The organism is Sphingomonas sp. S2M10 (assembly GCF_012650175.1).
Taxonomy (GTDB): domain Bacteria; phylum Pseudomonadota; class Alphaproteobacteria; order Sphingomonadales; family Sphingomonadaceae; genus Sphingomonas.
The window spans coordinates 74597-91455 of sequence record NZ_JAAILI010000056.1 but is presented as its reverse complement, the minus strand read 5'-3'; the positions used below and the strand labels follow the sequence as shown (position 1 = coordinate 91455).

The following is a 16859-nucleotide window of genomic DNA, read 5'->3' as shown; positions in this document are numbered from 1 at the left end:
AGGGAGGGAGCCGCGAAGCGGCGGAAGGGTGAGGGTGATCGCCCGCCTTACTTCACCACCCGGAACCGGATCGCCTGGCCGCCGCCGGGGGCGAGCTTCACGGTCAGCGTGTCGGCCGCCGAGACCGCGCGCTTCTCGATCACGATCGAATGGCGCTTCTCGGTGCGATAATCCGCATCGTCGCCGTCGCGGTAGATCTGCGCTTCGTAGCGCTTGCCCGCATCGAGGAACGACAGCGGCACGCTCAGCGACCGGGGCTTGTCATCGCCCACCGCGCCCAGGAACCAGTCGCTGCCGCCGCGCGCCTTGCGGGCGACCGTCACATATTCGCCGACCGACCCGTTCAGCACCCGCGTCTCCTCCCAGTCGACCGCGACATCGCGGATGAACTGGAAGGCAGCGAGGTGCTTTTCGTAATTCTCGGGCAGGTCGGCCGCCATCTGCACCGGCGAATAGAGCACGACATACAGCGCCAGCTGCTTTGCCTCGGTCGAGAGCAGCGGCGTGCCGCCCTTGCCGGTAAGGCTCAGCACGCCGGGGGTGAAGTCCATCGGTCCGGCGAGCATGCGGGTGAAGAACAGGTTGGATTCGTGGTTGGGCAGGTTCTTCGGATCGCCCCAGGCATTGTACTCCATGCCGCGCGCGCCCTCGCGGCTCACCCAGTTAGGATAGGTGCGGCGCAGGCCCGTGTCCTTGATCGGCTCGTGCGCGTCGATCGCGACCTGGTAGCGATGCGCCATGTCAAGCACGCGGAGATGATGGTTGGCCGAGAACTGGCCGTCATGCCATTCGCGCATCGGCTCGCCGTGCGGGCCCACGCGCTCGATCTGCCCGGCATCGGCGACATAGCCGGTCTTGACGACATGCTCGCCATGATCATGGGCGAACCGCATCGCGCGTTCGAGCTGGCTTTCGTAATGGCTCATCGATCCGCCGGTCTCGTTATGGCCGATCAGCGCGACGCCCTTCTTGCTGGCATAGTCGGCGAGCAGCTTGGCGTCGAAGTCGGGCGTCGGCTTGTCGAAGTCGAAGCCCTTGCCGTCGCCGAACCAGGCGGTGTCCCAGCCGACATTCCAACCTTCCACCAGCACGCCGGGGAAGCCGTATTTGGCGGCGAAGTCGATATGGCGCTGGACGTTGGCGGTGGTAGCGCCGTGCACCGGCTTCGAGCCCCAGCCCGACTTGTCGAGGTGCATCTCCCACCACACGCCGACATATTTGCTCGGCTTGAAGTAGCTGACATCGCCGAGCTTGTTGGCCTCGTTCAGGTTGAGCTCGATATGCGACATGTAGAGCCCGGGCGCGTCCTTGGCGATGATCATCGTCCGCCACGGCGTGACGAACGGCGCGTCGCGGGTGACCTTGGCGGCCCCGGCGCCGGGGATCAGCACGGTCTTGAAGCGGGTGCCCTCGACGCGCTGCAACCAGGTGCCCGCATAGTCGACCAGCGCGGCCTCATGGATGGCGATGTGGGTGCCGTCGGCCAGCTTCATCGTCAGCGGGGTATGGGCGAGCGGCACGCTGGAAATGGGCGTGCGGTTGTAGAGATACTCGTCGCGGTTCCATTCCGAACCCGGGATCCACCAAGCCTCGCCATCCTGTGCGATCGCAAATTCGGTCATCTCGTCGAGGATGTGCGCGGTCTTGAGATTGGGCTGGCCGGGCAGCGCGTAGCGGAAGCCGACGCCGTCGTCGAAGACGCGGAACACCACCTCCATCACCCGGCCGAGCGCGGTCGTCTCCTTCAGGCGGACGCGCAGTTCCCTGTGGTTGTCGCGGATCGTCTTCCACTCGCCCCAGGGCTGGTCCCAGCTGGTATCGCTGGCCGAGGTGGTGCTGGCCTCGATGCGGAAGTTGCGCTGGAGCTTGGGCGCGTCGGTGAACAGGAAGCCGAGCATCGACGGATTGACGAGCGGCTTGCCGTCGCGCGCGACGGTGTAGAAGGGCCGCCCGTCATTGTCGGTCGCGACGGTGACCGCCAGGTGCCCGTCTGGCGACGTCACCGTAGCGGGGGCAGTCTGCGCGAAGGCAGGGGCGGCCAGCGCGAGCGCGCCAAGCGCGGCGAGGGTTCGCAACATCATTCTCTCCCAGGATCCTTGTCGCCCGTCGGGCTTCCTGCATCCGGGAGTAGAGCGGCCATCGCGCGGTGCAATCCGCCCGCCGCCCTTGCATTCGTATTCTTAGTTCTGGGTGCAGCTGGTCAGCTTGGCCGCCTCGGCGGACTTCGCGACGGTGTCACCTTCCTTCACCTGGTAGAGCTGCGGCCAGCGCTTGCCGGTGACGAACAGCCGCTTGGTGGGCGCATCATAGGCGACGCCGTTGGCGACATTGTCGGTGCCGCGATCCTTGGGGCCGAGGTCGCTCACGTCGAGGAAGCCGGTGACCTTGCCGCTGGCCGGATCGATCTTGGCGATCAGGTTGGTCTGCCAGATGTTCGCGTAGATCTGGCCGTCGACCCATTCCAGCTCGTTGAGATTGGCGAGCGGGCAGCCATTGGCGGTCACCCGCAGCGTCCCGGTGACCTGCATCGTATTGGGATCGAGGAAGCGCAGCACCGGCGTGCCGTCGCTCATGATGATGCCCTTGTCGTTGCGCGTGAGGCTCCAGCCCTCGCCGGTGTAGGAGAAGGTGCCGCGCGGTTCGAACGTGTCGAGTCCGTAGATGAAGCCGGTCTTGTCCTGCCAGGTTAGCTGGAACAGCTTGTCGCCCCAGGCGACAATACCCTCGCCGAAGTAAGGCGCGGGCAGCGACGTTTCCTGCTGCACCTTGCCGGTGGCGGGATCGAGCTTGCGGATCACCGATTCGCCGATCTGCCCCGTGCTTTCGTACATCGCGCCCTTCTCGAAGAAGAGGCCTTCGGTGAAGGCGCCGGTATCGTGCGGCAGCGTGGCGACGGCGACCGCGCGGACCACGGGAATGCCGCTCGGCTTGATCCGGGTGAAGGCGAAGGCGGCGCCTCCGACCAGCACGATCGCGGCCAAGACCACCAACAGGATGCGCTTCATCGGAAACCTCTTCGCTTCTACGTCGGGCTACCCAAGCCGAAGCCGGCCGTCCGTGTAAACCCCTCCCGCACCGGAACGCGGCGGATCTGCCGCGGGCCGACGCCGTCCTCACGCCGGGTGTTCGGCGCGGCATCGCGGCGATCCGGGGTGCCTTGGTGGCGCAGCAGCGTGTTGAAAATTTTCGTCCGGCGCAGTGTGGATCGGTGGCGCAGGCGTCGTCTTTCGATCGAGTGGGGCAGCACTGGCCAGACTGCGGACCAGTCGGCGTCGATGCGCCGCCGGTGCGCGGTCGTCGTCGGCCCTTCCCGGGACTGAAGGAATCGATGGGGTTATCGCAGCGATGTTTCTGGATCTTTCGAAGGACGCTTTCGATCACGTGCCAAAGATTTCCGGCCCCGACTGGACCGTCCTGATCCCGTTCTTCAACCAGCGCGAGCATCTTCCCGATACGATCGAAAGCCTGGCTCGCCAGGCCACCCGATTCACGCTTGTGCTGGTCGATAACGGCTCGACCGACGATAGTGCGGCGGTGGCGGAGGCGGCATGCCGCGCGCACCGGCTCGACTACATGCTGCTCACCGAGCGCATGCCGGGCAAGGTCGCGGCGTTGCGGGCGGGGCTCGCCTGGGTACGGACGCGCTGGGTGGCGATGTGCGAGGCGAACATCGGCTATCCCAGCCACTATCTTGAGGCGGCCGAGGCGATACTGTCGCAGCCCGGCCATGTCGCCGCCGGCGCCTATTTCATCGCGCCCGAAGCTGGCGAGGCGGGGCGCCTGCTGGCGGCGCGGCGCTTTCTGGCCGCGGTCCGGCTGCTGCCCCGGCAATGCCATGCCGGCAACGGCGGAATGACCTTCTGCACGCGCAGCCTGCGGGCGGCGGGCGGGTTTGATGCGGCACGCTGGAACTTCGTACTCGAGGACCGCGAGGTCGCCCATCGCGTGATGCGCAAGGGTCGTATGGGCTATTCCGATGCGCTCTGGTGCACGCCGTCGCGGTACGAGCGGGAGCGCGGTCCAGCTGGCTGGACGCCGTTCGAACGGCTGCTCTATTCGGCGACGGCACCGATCGCCGCTGACTGGTTTTTCTACAAGTTTCTTGCGCGCCGCCTGCAGCGCCGCCGCCTGCTCAGCGATCGTAGCTGCGAGCGCCCCAACCAGCATCTCGAAGGACCGGCGTTTGCCCCGTCTCGTTCTCTGCGCTGACGATTTCGCCTTGTCGCCGGCGGTGAGTGCCGCCATCCTGGCGCTTTCGCAGGCGGGCAAGATCAACGCGATCAGCTGCATGGCGGTGATGCCGGGCTGGGCGGGGGACGCGCGTATGCTCGCGGATCTCCCGACGCACATCGAGATCGGGCTGCACGTGACGCTGACTGGGGAGGCGCCGCGCACCGCCATGCCGCGCTTCGCGCCGGAGGGACGCATGCCCGACATCGGCCGGCTGGTGCGGGCGGCGGGCCGATGGACCGTGCCGCTCGACGAGGTGGCCACCGAGATTTCGGCGCAGTTCGACGCCTTCTTCGCGGTGCTGCGGCGTCCGCCCGCCTTTGTCGGCGGGCACCAGCACGTGCATGTGCTGCCCGGGATCCGCGATCTCGTGCTGGCCGAAACCGCGGCGCGCGCGCCCGAGGCCTGGGTGCGCGACTGCTCCGAGGGGGTGGGTGCCGTGCTGTCGCGGCCTTTCCCCGGCAAGGCAATCGGCAGCGCCTGGCACAGCCGCGGTCTGCGTGCCGCCGCGCTTGCGCTGGGCCTCCGCACGAATCAGGGCTTTGCCGGCCATTATGATTTTCGCGGCGACTATGCCGCGCTGTTCCCCCGTTTCCTGCGGCACCCGGGCCCGATGCACCTGGTTATGTGCCATCCCGGCGCCGGCGAGCGCGCGGGTGACGGCATCGCGGCGGCGCGAATAGAGGAGGCCAAGGCCTTGCACCGGCTGCCGATCGCCGACATGGCTGTTGCCGAGGGGCTGGCGTTTCCGGCCTGACCCTTCGCGGGGACCGGTAGCGGGTGGGTGACGACGGGCTTGAGGCGGTGTTCCTGGCGCAGCGGACGATGCTGCTGCGCCTGCTCGTCGCGCGGCTCGGCAATCGCGACGACGCGGAGGATGCGCTGCAGGACATGTGGCTGCGGATCGACCAGCTGGCGGAGCAGCCGATCGCCCAGCCCGCCGCCTTCCTCTATCGCGTTGCCGCCAATCTCGCCACCGATCGGCGAATTGCCGCCGGGCGCCGCGGCAACCGCGATGCCGGCTGGGTGGAGACCCAGCCTGGCGCCGAGGAGGTGCCCGATCCCGAACGCACGCTGGTCGCGCGCCGGGAATGGCAGGCAGTGGAGGCAGCGATCGGCGAGATGCCGGAGCGCATGGCAACGGCGCTGCGCATGTTCCGACTGGAGGCGCGGCCGCAGCGGGCGATTGCCGAGCAGCTCGGCATCAGCGTGAGCGGCGTCGAGAAGCTGCTGCAGCGCGCGTACCGGAAAATTCAGGATCGGCTCGAGCCCGGCGGTGTGGATTCGGCGGAGGCGCGTCGTCTCGACAAGGAAAGGGGTTCCGACCGTGCAGGTTGAGACGGCAGACGCGATCGAGATGGCGATTGCCTGGCAGCTGCGGTTGGCGGAGGCCGATGCGGCCGATTGGGCCGCGTTTATCGCCTGGCTCGAGGAATGCCCGGCGCATGCCGAGGCCTATGATCGCGTCGCGACGACCGACCGGATCCTCGGCGATGCACGCTTTCCCGAACCCGCGCCGACCGCCGAAAACGACAATGGCCCCGCGCCGCGGCGCTGGCGGTGGTGGGCGAGTGGCGCCGCCGCTGCGGCAGCCATCACGCTTGTGCTGATGCCGACGATGCGACCCGCTGCGCAGACCTATCAGGTAGCCACGCGCGACGGCGAGCGCCGCACGATCGCGCTGGACGACGGCACGCGGATCGACCTGAGCGGCGGGACCCGGCTGACGCTCGACCGCCGCGATCCCCGCATCGCGACGCTGGACCGCGGCGAGGCGCTGTTCCAGGTCCGCCACGATCCCGCGAACGCCTTCACCCTCAACGTCGGCGGCGTCGCGGTGCGGGATCTGGGCACGGTGTTCAATGTCGCCCGTCTGGACGGACATATCCGTGTCGCCGTATCCGAAGGCGCGGTGGCGTTCCGGCCCGGCGCCTCGGCGGTGACATTGCACGCCGGCGAAGCGCTGTCGGCACGCGACGACGGCGCGGGAATCGCCCGTACGCGGATCGCTCCGGTGTTGGTCGGCGGCTGGCGCAGCGGCCGTCTGAGCTTCACGGGGCAACCTTTGGGTGAGGTTGCGGGGGCGCTCAAACGTCTCTACGGCATGGACATTGCCCTGCGCGGGACGCTGTCCGAAAGACCGTTTACCGGTGTCGTTCAATTCTCCGGCGCCGCGGATCGCGACGTGCCGCGCCTGGCGGAACTGATCGGGGCAACGTGGCGGCGTGACGGGGGGCAGTGGATTTTGGCGGAGCAGGCGCCGACCGCGCCTTAGCCCCGCGCTTGCCCTGGCGCTGCTCGCCACGCCGGCAGTCGCCCAGCAGCGTGCGATCATCCTTCCCGCTGCGACGCTCGACGTGGCGATCGGCCAGCTGGCGCGGCAGACAGGAACCGACATCGTCAGTACCGATCCGGGGCTGCGATCGATCCGTACACCCGAGGTCCGGGGCGCGAAAAACGTCGAAGCCGCGTTGGCGGCGCTGCTCAAGGGCACCGGATATCGCGCGCGGCGGCTGTCCGGCGGCGGCTATCGGATCGAGCGTGCGGCCGCGCGCCCGGCGCTCAGGTCCGCCCCTGACCGGCCGCGGGCGGCGCCTCCGCCAGCAGTGCCGGACCCCGACATCGTGGTGACCGCTAGCAAGCAGCAGATCACGCTGCTGCGCTATCCCGGCAGCCTCTATCAGCTCGCCGGCGGAAGCGCGCTACCCGGTGCCGCCACGGGCACCCTGAGCGATGCCGCGCGCCAGCTTCCCATCCTGCAGAGCACGCAGCTGGGTGCAGGGCGCAACAAGGTGTTCATCCGCGGCATCGCCGACAGCAGCTTCAACGGCAGCACCCAGGCACCGACCAGCGTCTATCTAGATGATGTGCAGCTCAACTATTCGGGCCCGGAGCCGGGCTTGCGGCTGTACGACATGGCCAGCGTCGAGGTGCTGGAGGGGCCGCAGGGCACGCTGTATGGATCAGGCGCGATCGGCGGCGTGATCCGGCTCACCTCCAACCCGGTGGATCTGCAGCAAGTCGCGACCGCCGCCACCGCGGGCCTCACCGTTACCAGCGGCGCCGAACCTGGCTATGACCTTGCCGGCATGCTCAACCTGCCGCTGCGGGCGGACGTGGCGGGGGTGCGGCTGCTGGGCTATCGCATCCGCGACGGCGGCTATCTGCAGGACGCGGATCGCAAGCGCCAGGACGTGAACCGCAGCAACACCGCCGGCCTGCGTGCCGCTGTGCGCGTGCTTCCCGGCGATGGCTGGCAGGTAGAGGCGAGCGGGGCAGCGCAGTGGATCGATGCCGCCGACGGGCATTATGCCGAGCGGCAGGAGGGGGCGCTGGTGCGCCGCACGCTGCTGGCGCAGCCGTTCGACAACCGGCTCGCATTTGGGCGGCTGGTGGTCACCAAGCAATGGGACGACGGGCTCCGCTTCGTCTCGGCGAGCGGCGTGGCCGCCTACGATACGCGCGAGACCTTCGATGCGACGCTGCGGAGCGCGGCCGGTGCGGCGCTGAGCCCGCCGACGGTCTATCGCGCAAATCACGACAAGCTGCTGCTCAGCCAGGAGGCGCGGCTCTCGCGATCGCTGGCCAACGGGAACAGCTGGGTTGCGGGCTTCACGCTGGTACGCGACCGCGACATCCTCACCCGCAGCGTCGCCTTGGCCGGGTTCGGCGCCGGCATCGTCGGCGTGACCAACGTGACGAAGGCGGGATCGGCGTTCGGCGAGACCACCATCGCGCTCGGCCGACGCCTTTCGGTCACTGTCGGCGGGCGGTATTCGGTAGCGCGTACCGACGGCAATCCATCCGCGCAGGCCCGCCCCTCCAGCTTCGTAAAGGGGCGGCTGACGCGCCGCCTGGATCCTACCGTGGCGTCCTCCTGGCAGCTCGCCTCGGATCTCGCGCTGTTCGCACGGTTCCAGACCGGCTATCGTACCGGCGGCCTCGCGGTCGCGCCTGGGGTAGGGCGCGTTGCCGACTACAAGTCGGATGCGATCACCGTCGCGGAAGCCGGCCTGCGCAAGCTGCGACGCGGCGCCACGGGCCTGGCGGCGTCCGGAAGCATCTCGACCGCCTGGTGGGAAAATGTCCAGGCCGACCTGATCACCCAGCGCGGGCAGCCCTACACCGCCAATATCGGCAACGCCAAGATTCTGGCGGTGGAGGGCAATCTTGACTGGGTGCCGGCACGCGGCTGGCAGGCGCAGGCCTCGTTCCTGTTCACCAACAATCATGTCGAAGGCCCGATCGCGGATCTCTCCAGACGCAACAACCGCCGATTGCCGGAAACGCCGCCCTTCGCCGCCCATGCCGGACTATCCTATACATGGGAGGCGCTGGCCGCGCAGCCGCGTATCGCCCTTTCCGCGGGTTACACCGGCCGCTCGGTGCTGGGCACCGGCGACTTTCTCGACGTGAGCCAGGGCCGCTACTGGACCGCCGATGCGTTCGCGACAGCGCGGCTGGGCAAGGCGGTGCTGAGCGTCACGCTGGGCAACCTCACCGATCGTCGCGCCAACCAGTTCGCCTTCGGCAACCCGTTCAGTCTCAGCCTGCGCGGGCAGACGACGCCGCTGCGGCCGCGCAACGTGCGCATCGGCATCACGACCGGCTGGTGATGCGGTTCTCCCCGGGCGCGAGGGGGAGGTGCAGCGCGACGCAGGTGCCCGCGCCGGGCCGGCTTTCCACCTGCAGCCGGCCTCGGTGTACGTCCATGATGCGGCGGACGATCGACAGGCCCAGCCCGGCACCGTCCGAGCGGCGCTGGTCTGCGCGCCAGTAGCGCTCCGTCGCGGCCTCGGGATCGGAGGCGGCGATTCCGGGGCCGTCGTCGCGGACGCGCAGCGCGCCGTCGATGGAGACCTCAAGTTCGATCGCAGTGCCGGGGGGCGTGTGACGGCTGGCATTGGTCACTAGGTTGGCGAGTGCCAGTCCCGCCAGCACCCGATTGCCGCGCACCAGCACGGGTATGGCGGGCGCGTCCAGCCCGATTGTGTCGCCGGCCGCCACGATCTGCGGAGCGTGCAGCGCCACCGTCTCCTGCGCGAGCAGGCGGGCATCGAAGGTCTCGAAGCGGTCGTCCGCCATGACTTCCAGCGCGGCGAGATCCTGCAGCTGCGCGACCACATGGCCCAGCCGGTCGACCGACTCGCGCAGCCGGGCGCGGAGGGCCGAATCGTCGACCGCTTCCAGCTCCACGCGGTGAACGGTGAGCGGCGTGCGCAGCTCGTGCGCAACATTGGCAACAAATTCGGACTGGCTGCGGAAGCTTGCCTGCAGCCGTGCGAGCAGGTCGTTGGTAGCGTGCGCCAGAGGCGCCACCTCCAGCGGAAGGCTCGCTTCCTCGATCCGCACGTCCAGATTGTGAGGACCGATCGCCTCGGCCTGACGCGAGGCGTCGCGCACCGCGAAGAACAGCCGGGCGATCAGTGCGCTGTTGATCAGCGGCAGCAGCAGCAGGATGGAGATCAGCACCGGATCATAGCGGCGGATGAATCCATGAACGACGTCGTCGAGGATCGCGCCGGGCCCGGTACGGTCCTGCGTCACGATCACCCAGACGCGGCGCGTGCCGACCCGCACCGGTTGGCTGATGCCCACAAAGGCGCCCGCGCGAAAGGCGGCTCGTTGCGGCAGGCGGGGGGCCTCACGCCAGGGCACCAGATCAGCATGGGGACTTTCGACGAGCGTTCGGCCGTCGGCATCCGCCACGACGAAGGCACGCCCGTCATAGGGCGAGGCGTAAAGATGGGTAAGGCCCGGATCGAGCCGGATCGCCGGAATCGACGCGCCGCCGCTGATTCTTAGGGCGATCGCCCGCGCCTGCTCGCCCAGGATACGTTGTTCATAGCGATGCGCCTCGGTTCGGAGGAACGCGGTGAGCAGCATCGGCAGCGCCACCGCCGCGATGGCGATCGCGCCAAGTTCGAGCAGCAGGATGCGGGCGATCAGCGAGCGCGGCCAGAACCTCATGACACAGGTTTAGCGGAACGGGAGCGGTCTAGCCATCAATCGGCGGCTTCGCGCAGCATATAGCCGACGCCCCGGATCGTCTCGATCCGCAGCGTTGCGCCCGCTGCCTCGAGCTTGCGCCGCAGCCGATATGCCTGCACCTCCAGCGCGTTCGACCCGACCGGCTCGGTCAGGCCGTAGAGCTGGTCCTCGGCGAGTTGCTTGCTCACCACCTGGCCGAAGCGGCGAAGCAGCAGCGCCGCGAACTGGCGCTCGCGCGCGGTAAGCAGCACCGGAGCGTCGCCGACGATCAGGTCGCCCGTGACGGTATCGAACCGCACATTGCCAAATCGCAGCTCTGCGCCCGATAGTGCGCCCTGCCGCCGCAGCACCGCGTGGATCCGGGCGGTGAGTTCGTCGACGTCGAACGGCTTGACGACATAGTCGTCGGCTCCCGCGTTGAGCCCTGCGATCCGCGCGGCGAGCGCGCTGCGCGCGGAGACGGCGATCACCGGGATCGGATCATTCTGCGTCCGCAGGCTGCGTACCAGCGCCAGCCCGTCGCCATCGGGCAGGCCCAGATCGAGAAGCACCGCGGCATAGCGTGCCGCCGCGAGCATCTGACGGCCGTCGGCCAAGTTGTTGGCGACATCGCTCTGCACCCCGCGTCGCTTCAGGGCCTCGGTCAGCGCGGTCGCGAGCGGCTGGTCGTCCTCGATCATCAGCACGCGCACGATTTCGCCTCCCTGTAAGTTTGCCGTCAGCCGCGGCTTCTAATGGCGCGCTGCAGCATCGCCCGCAACGGCGGTGTGTCTGCGATATTTCACCCGTGAGGGGTATGACGTGACTGGACATCGTGTGGAAAGCAACCGCCTGCCCGAAACGCGCCGGATGCCGATAGGTGCGCAGGGCGCTGTCGTGGTCGGAATTGCTGTCGCCGGGTTGGCTATCCTGGTGCTGGTGATGCTCGTCAAGGCGATGCTTGCTCCCAAGCCTGTGGCGGATGTGCCGCTCCCACAGGGCGCCTTCCGCCCGACCCGGCAGCAGCTCGCCCAGCTCCAGTTCGCCACCGTCCGTGGCGGAGCCAATATGGCGTTGGTGCGTGCCAGCGGATCGATCCAAGCGGACGGCGACCACAGCACGCCGATCGTGCTGCCCTTCTCCGGCCAGGTGCTGCAGGTGCTGGTCGAGCCCGGCCAGCGCGTGACGCGCGGCCAGCCGTTACTCCGCATCGCCTCGCCCGAGCTGATCGACGCGCGCAACGCGCTGCTCAGCGCCAGCGCCCAGCGGGCGAGCGCCACCGAGGCGCTGCGCATCGCCCAGGGCAATGTCACCCGGCAGAAGGCGATCTATGAGACCGCCGGCGGCGCGATGAAGGAGTATCTCCAGGCCCAGGCCGATTTCGTTGCTGCCCAGTCCGTCGCGCGCCAAGCCGAGTCGACCCAGCGCGCCGCGCAGGACCGGCTGGCGCTGTTCGGCAAGACCGGAGGCGCCGGCAGCTCGGCCTATACCATCTACCGGGCGCCAGTCTCGGGCATCGTCGCCGATCGCAACGTCGCGCCGGGGCAGTTCCTGAGCAGCGGCAATGCGACCCCGGTGATGACGATCACCGATCCTGCCCGCGTCTGGCTGGTTGCCCAGCTGGCCGAGAGCGAGGCGGCGAGCATTCGCGTCGGCGACCAGATAGTGGTCACCACCCCGGCACTGCCCGGCCGCGAGTTCACCGCGACGATCGACAATGTCGCCGCGGGCCTCGATCCGGCCACCCACCGCCTGCCGGTGCGCGCGACGATCGCCAATCCCGGCGGTGAACTGAAGCCGCAGATGTTCGCCTCGTTCACCATCCGCCGGCCGGTCGATAGCGGCAAGGGCGTGCTCGTGCCCGCTGTGGCGGTGATTCATGAAGGCGACACCACCCGTGTCTGGGTGAAGGCCAGGGACGGCCTGATCTATGGCCGCCCGGTGCGGATCAGCGAGACCGATGGGGGCCTGACCCGCGTGCTAAGCGGCCTCGCCCCGGGGGACCGCATCGTCGCAAAGGGCGCGCTGTTCGTCAACGAGGCGGGTCTCGGCGAATGAACCGCGTGGTAGAAATGGCGCTGCGCCAGCGCATGCTGGTGCTCACCCTGCTGATCGGGATGATCGCGGCGGGCGTGCTCGGTTTTCTCAATCTCAACATCGAGGCCTATCCCGACCCGGTGCCGCCGATGGTCGAGCTGGTGACGCAAAGCGACGGCATCTCCGCCGAGGAGATGGAGCGCAACGTCACGACGCCGATCGAAGTGGCGATCGCAGGCCTGCCGCACCTCACCGCGGTGCGCTCAATCTCGCTGTTCGGCCTGTCCGACGTGCGCATCCAGTTCAGCTATGACGTGACGCATGAGCAGGCCCAACAGATGGTGCTGGGCCGGCTGTCGCAGCTGGGCCCGCTGCCGGGCAACGCTAGGCCGCTGATTTCCCCCACAAGTCCGATCGGCGAAATCTATCGCTACCGCCTCACCGGCCCGAGCGGCTATTCGGTGATGGACCTCAAGACCATCCAGGACTGGGTGCTCCAGCGCCGCTTCAAGCGCATCCCCGGCGTGATCGACGTGACCGGCTGGGGCGGCAAGCTGCGCTCCTACGAAGTGCAGCTCGACCGCGACAAGCTCACCGCGCACGGCATCACCGTGCCGCAGGTGCTGGCCGCGATCGGCAAGAGCGATTCGAACGTCGGCGGCCAGACGGTCAATTTCGGCGAGCAGGCGGCGATCGTCCGCGGTGTCGGGCTGATCCAGTCGGTCGACGCGATCAACAACGTGCTGGTCGGCACTGCCGGCACCACCCCGGTGCTGCTGCGCGACGTCGGACAGGTGAAGATCGCCAACCTGCCGCGTCTGGGCGTCGCCGGCGAGGGTCAGGACGACGACATCGTGATGGGCATCGTGCTGATGCAGCGCGGCGCCCAGTCGTTGCCGACGATCAACCGGGTGAAGGCGGAGATCGAGGAGATCAACACCAGCGGCGTGCTGCCGCCGGGTGTGAAGATCGAGCGCATCTATGATCGCTCGGATTTGATCGGCGTCACCACCAAGACGGTGATGCACAATCTGCTCGAAGGCGTGTTGCTGATCTTCATCCTGCAGTGGCTGTTCCTCGGCGACCTGCGCAGCGCGCTGATCGTCGCCATCACCATCCCCTTCGCGCTGTCGGTGGCGGTACTGATCCTGGTGATCCAGGGCGAATCCGCCAATCTCCTGTCGCTCGGCGCGCTCGATTTCGGCCTTGTCGTCGACGCGGCAGTGATCATGGTCGAGGCGATCTATCGACGGCTGGCGGATCGTTCGCACGCGATCAGCGAAGGCCGGATCCACGCGACCCCGGCCAATCGCTTCTCGGCGATCCTGCATGCCTCCAGCGATGTGAGCCGCGGCATCTTCTTCGCCGCCGCGATCATCATCGCCAGCTTCCTGCCGCTGTTCACGCTTACGGGCGTGGAAGGCCATATCTTCGGCCCGATGGCGAAGACCTATGCCTATGCCATTGCCGGTGGCCTGCTCGCGGCGTTCACCGTCTCGCCGGTGCTCTCGGCATTGCTGCTGCCGGACAAGCTGAGCGAAGTGGATACCTGGGTGGTGCGCCAGATCCGCCGCGTGCTGGAGCCGGCGGTTTCGTTCGCGCTGGCCAACCGCGTGCTGACCTTCGGTCTGGCGGGGCTGCTGGTGCTCGGCTCCTTCGCGACGATCCGCGTGCTCGGCGTCGAGTTCCTGCCGCATCTCGAAGAGGGCAATCTCTACATCCGCGCCAGCCTGCCGGCGTCGATCTCGCTGGAGGCGGGCGAAGGCGCGGTCAACGAGATCCGCAAGATCATCGCCAGCTATCCCGAGGTCGACCGCGTCGTCTCCTCGCACGGCCGGCCCGATGACGGCACCGATGCCACCGGCTTCTTCAACGCCGAATTCTACACGCCGCTCAAGCCCTTCGACAGCTGGCCCGCCGGGGTGACCAAGGAGAAGCTGACCGCCGAGCTGCAGGCCAGGCTGCAGGCGAAGTACCCCGGCGTCGAGTTCGAATTCTCGCAATACATCCAGGACAATGTCGAAGAGGCGTCGTCGGGGGTGAAGAGCTCCAACTCGCTCAAAATCTATGGCAGCGACCTCGAGACGCTCGAGTCGATCGCCAACCAGATCAAGGCGCAGATGGCGCAGGTGAAGGGCGTCGCCGATCTCGGCATCTCCGATTCGCTCGGCCAGCCGACGGTGCGGATCGATGTCGATCGCGCCGCCGCCGCTCGCTACGGGCTGACACCCGATGATATCAATTCCACCGTCGCGGCGGCGGTAGGCGGCCAGTCGAGCGGCGACCTGTACGAGAAGTCGACCGACCGGCATTTCCCGATCGTCGTCCGCCTCGATGCCGCGCAGCGCGACGACATCGAATCGATCCGCCGCATCCAGATCGGCGCGCCGTCTCCGACGGGGAACGGCATCATCCAGGTGCCGCTGTCCGAAGTGGCGACGGTCAAGCTCGCCTCGGGTGCGTCGTTCATCTATCGCGAGCACCAGGAACGCTATGTCCCGATCAAGTTCAGCGTGCGCGGCCGCGACCTGGGCAGCACGATCGGCGAGGCGCAGGCGCGGATCGCCAAGCATGTGCAGCTGCCGCCCGGCTATCATCTCGAATGGGCGGGCGAGCTCGGCAACCTGACCAACGCCGTCAACCGGCTGGAGGTGGTGGTGCCGATCAGCCTGGTGCTGATCCTCGTGCTGCTGTTCGCGAACTTCGGCTCGATCCGCGACACGCTGCTGGCGTTCAGCGTGATCCCGATGGCGATGGTGGGCGGGGTGCTGGCGCTGGCGCTGACGGGTACGGCGTTCAGCATCTCCGCTGCGATCGGCTTTGTCGCCTTGTTCGGCATCGCGGTGATGGACGGCATCCTGGTGGTCAGCACGTTCAATCAGAACGTCAACGAGGACATGGACCATGCAACCGCCATGGCGGCGACGGTGCAGCATTCGCTGCGTCCGGTGATCATGACCTGCCTCGCCGCCGCGATCGGCCTGCTGCCCGCGGCGATCTCGACCGGCATCGGCAGTCAGGTACAGAAGCCGCTGGCGCTGGTGGTGGTGGGCGGCATGACGCTGGCACCGCTGCTGATCCTGCTGGTGCTGCCGCCGCTGATCCTCAAGTTTTCGCGCCATCAGGGCGCGCATGGCCACAGCATCCGTCGCCACCATGTCGACGGCACCCCGATGGAGCAGGCATGATGCGCCGCACTTCCATGATCCCGCTCGTCCTGCTCGCCGGCTGCGCGGTGGGTCCGCACGACCTGAGCAATCCGGTGCCGACGCCGCCGGCCCAGGCGCCTGGCATGATCGCCCCCTTCAGCGGCGCGGCGCAGCAGCTGGTCGCAGGTGCGGCGGTGGTGCCGAACTGGTGGCAGGGCTTCGGCAGTGCCAGGCTCGATGCGCTGGTCGCACAGGCGCTGGCGCACAACAACGACCTCGCGGCCGCCGAGGCCAATTTGCGCCAGGCACAGGAACTGGCCAGGGCCGCCTCGGGCAGCACCGGGCCGCAGGTGGATGCGACCTACCAGGCGCAGCGTACGCGTATCTCGAAGGCGCTGTCCGGCCCCCTCGCCGACCAGAACGATTATCTGTACACGTTACATACTGCGCAGCTGAGCGTCGCCTATCCACTCGACCTGTTCGGAGGGGGCCGAAACAAGGTTAGCTCGGCGCGGGCGGCGGCGGAGGTGGCGGCGCACCGGCTGCGCGCGGCGCAGGCCGCCGCGGTCGCCAATCTGGTGCTCGCGGTGATTCAGCATGCGGCGCTGCAGGCGCAGATCGAGGCCACGCAGGCGGCGATCCGCGACAATCGCGAACTGGTCGACCTGCTCGAAAAGCGTCGCAAGCTGGGCGATATCGGCGAGGCAGATGTCGGCGCGCAGCAGACCGCGCTCGCCTCCATCGAGGCGACGATGCCGCCGCTGCTCCGCCAGGCGCAGCACCAGGCAGGGCTGATCGCGACGCTGACCGGCCAGGCGCCGGGAACCGCGGGCGGCCTGCCCACGCTCGCCGAGCTGCAGCTACCCGCCAGCCTGCCGGTTGCGCTGCCGGCGGACATCGTCGCGGCCCGTCCGGACGTACGCGCTGCCGAGGCGCAGGTGCGCGGTGCCGCCGCCGATGTCGGCTCGGCGATCGCGGCGCGGCTGCCCGCGATCACGCTCAGCGGCAATGCCGGTGGGTCGGCGACCAGGTTCCTCGACATGTTCCAGAACGGCAATCCTTTCTTCTCGATCATCGGGGGCATCACCCAGCCGATCTTCCACGCCGGCCAGCTCAAGCACCAGCAGCGCGCGGCGGCAGCGGCGCTGGAGGAGGCGAAGGCGCAGTACCGGGCGACGGCATTGCAGGCGTTCCTCGACGTCGACGATGCGGTCGCAGGGCTGCGCACCGATGCGGAGGCGCTGGACGCGGCCGCACGCGCCGAAGCGGCCGCAAGCCGCACACTGGCGATGACGCGGCGGCAGGTGGAATTGGGCGCACTGGGCACCCTTCAGCTGCTCAACGCCTCGTCGGCGGAATCGCAGGCGTCGGTGCAGCTTGTCCAGGCGAAGAGTGCACGGCTGGCGGACAGCGTGGCGCTGTACCTGGCATCGGGCAGCACGCCGGCGGACCTGCAGTCCGCCGGCCGCTGAC

The 16859-nt window shown here is 68.3% G+C and carries 12 protein-coding genes; 8 read left to right on the top strand and 4 right to left on the bottom strand.

Annotation, left to right across the window (positions count from 1 at the left end; genetic code table 11):
• Positions 1 to 47: 47 nt before the first annotated feature.
• Positions 48 to 2081: a glycoside hydrolase family 97 protein gene (locus tag S2M10_RS14100; protein WP_168846624.1), complete on the bottom strand. Its 2034-nt coding sequence runs from the start codon at positions 2079 to 2081 to the stop codon at positions 48 to 50.
• A gap of 99 nt (positions 2082 to 2180) precedes the next feature.
• Complete coding sequence (locus S2M10_RS14095; protein ID WP_168846623.1) at positions 2181 to 3005, bottom strand: glutaminyl-peptide cyclotransferase; 825 nt, start codon at positions 3003 to 3005, stop codon at positions 2181 to 2183.
• A gap of 376 nt (positions 3006 to 3381) precedes the next feature.
• Between S2M10_RS14095 and S2M10_RS14090 the strand changes: the two genes are divergently transcribed.
• The 5 genes from S2M10_RS14090 to S2M10_RS14070 are packed head-to-tail and all read left to right on the top strand — an operon-like array spanning position 3382 to position 8846.
• On the top strand, positions 3382 to 4209 hold the full coding sequence (locus S2M10_RS14090; RefSeq protein ID WP_348770606.1) for a glycosyltransferase family A protein: 828 nt from the start codon (positions 3382 to 3384) through the stop codon (positions 4207 to 4209).
• Entirely contained in the window at positions 4184 to 4987 is an 804-nt protein-coding gene (locus S2M10_RS14085) for a ChbG/HpnK family deacetylase (RefSeq protein WP_168846621.1), read from the top strand. The genes S2M10_RS14090 and S2M10_RS14085 overlap by 26 nt, the downstream gene beginning before the upstream one ends.
• A gap of 23 nt (positions 4988 to 5010) precedes the next feature.
• The gene (locus S2M10_RS14080) at positions 5011 to 5568 is read left to right on the top strand and encodes an RNA polymerase sigma factor (protein ID WP_348770605.1); all 558 of its coding nucleotides are present in this window, start codon (positions 5011 to 5013) and stop codon (positions 5566 to 5568) included.
• Complete coding sequence (locus tag S2M10_RS14075) at positions 5558 to 6505, top strand: FecR domain-containing protein (protein ID WP_168846620.1); 948 nt, start codon at positions 5558 to 5560, stop codon at positions 6503 to 6505. Before S2M10_RS14080 ends, S2M10_RS14075 begins: the two co-directional genes overlap by 11 nt.
• The gene (locus S2M10_RS14070; RefSeq protein WP_348770604.1) at positions 6456 to 8846 is read left to right on the top strand and encodes a TonB-dependent receptor; all 2391 of its coding nucleotides are present in this window, start codon (positions 6456 to 6458) and stop codon (positions 8844 to 8846) included. The genes S2M10_RS14075 and S2M10_RS14070 overlap by 50 nt, the downstream gene beginning before the upstream one ends.
• Here the strand turns inward: S2M10_RS14070 and S2M10_RS14065 are convergent.
• Both S2M10_RS14065 and S2M10_RS14060 read right to left on the bottom strand, forming a co-directional pair.
• Complete coding sequence (locus S2M10_RS14065) at positions 8830 to 10200, bottom strand: HAMP domain-containing sensor histidine kinase (protein WP_168846619.1); 1371 nt, start codon at positions 10198 to 10200, stop codon at positions 8830 to 8832. The two genes, S2M10_RS14070 and S2M10_RS14065, sit on opposite strands and share 17 nt — an antisense overlap.
• Before the next feature lie 35 nt (positions 10201 to 10235).
• Positions 10236 to 10913, bottom strand: a complete 678-nt coding sequence (locus tag S2M10_RS14060; protein ID WP_168846618.1) for a response regulator transcription factor — start codon at positions 10911 to 10913, stop codon at positions 10236 to 10238.
• A gap of 109 nt (positions 10914 to 11022) precedes the next feature.
• Between S2M10_RS14060 and S2M10_RS14055 the strand changes: the two genes are divergently transcribed.
• Genes S2M10_RS14055 through S2M10_RS14045 form a run of 3 tightly spaced genes read left to right on the top strand, consistent with a single transcriptional unit; the run spans position 11023 to position 16858 of the window.
• Positions 11023 to 12258: an efflux RND transporter periplasmic adaptor subunit gene (locus S2M10_RS14055; RefSeq protein ID WP_348770603.1), complete on the top strand. Its 1236-nt coding sequence runs from the start codon at positions 11023 to 11025 to the stop codon at positions 12256 to 12258.
• Positions 12255 to 15425: a CusA/CzcA family heavy metal efflux RND transporter gene (locus tag S2M10_RS14050; RefSeq protein ID WP_168846617.1), complete on the top strand. Its 3171-nt coding sequence runs from the start codon at positions 12255 to 12257 to the stop codon at positions 15423 to 15425. Before S2M10_RS14055 ends, S2M10_RS14050 begins: the two co-directional genes overlap by 4 nt.
• The gene (locus S2M10_RS14045; protein ID WP_211091043.1) at positions 15425 to 16858 is read left to right on the top strand and encodes an efflux transporter outer membrane subunit; all 1434 of its coding nucleotides are present in this window, start codon (positions 15425 to 15427) and stop codon (positions 16856 to 16858) included. The genes S2M10_RS14050 and S2M10_RS14045 overlap by 1 nt, the downstream gene beginning before the upstream one ends.
• Position 16859: the final 1 nt, after the last annotated feature.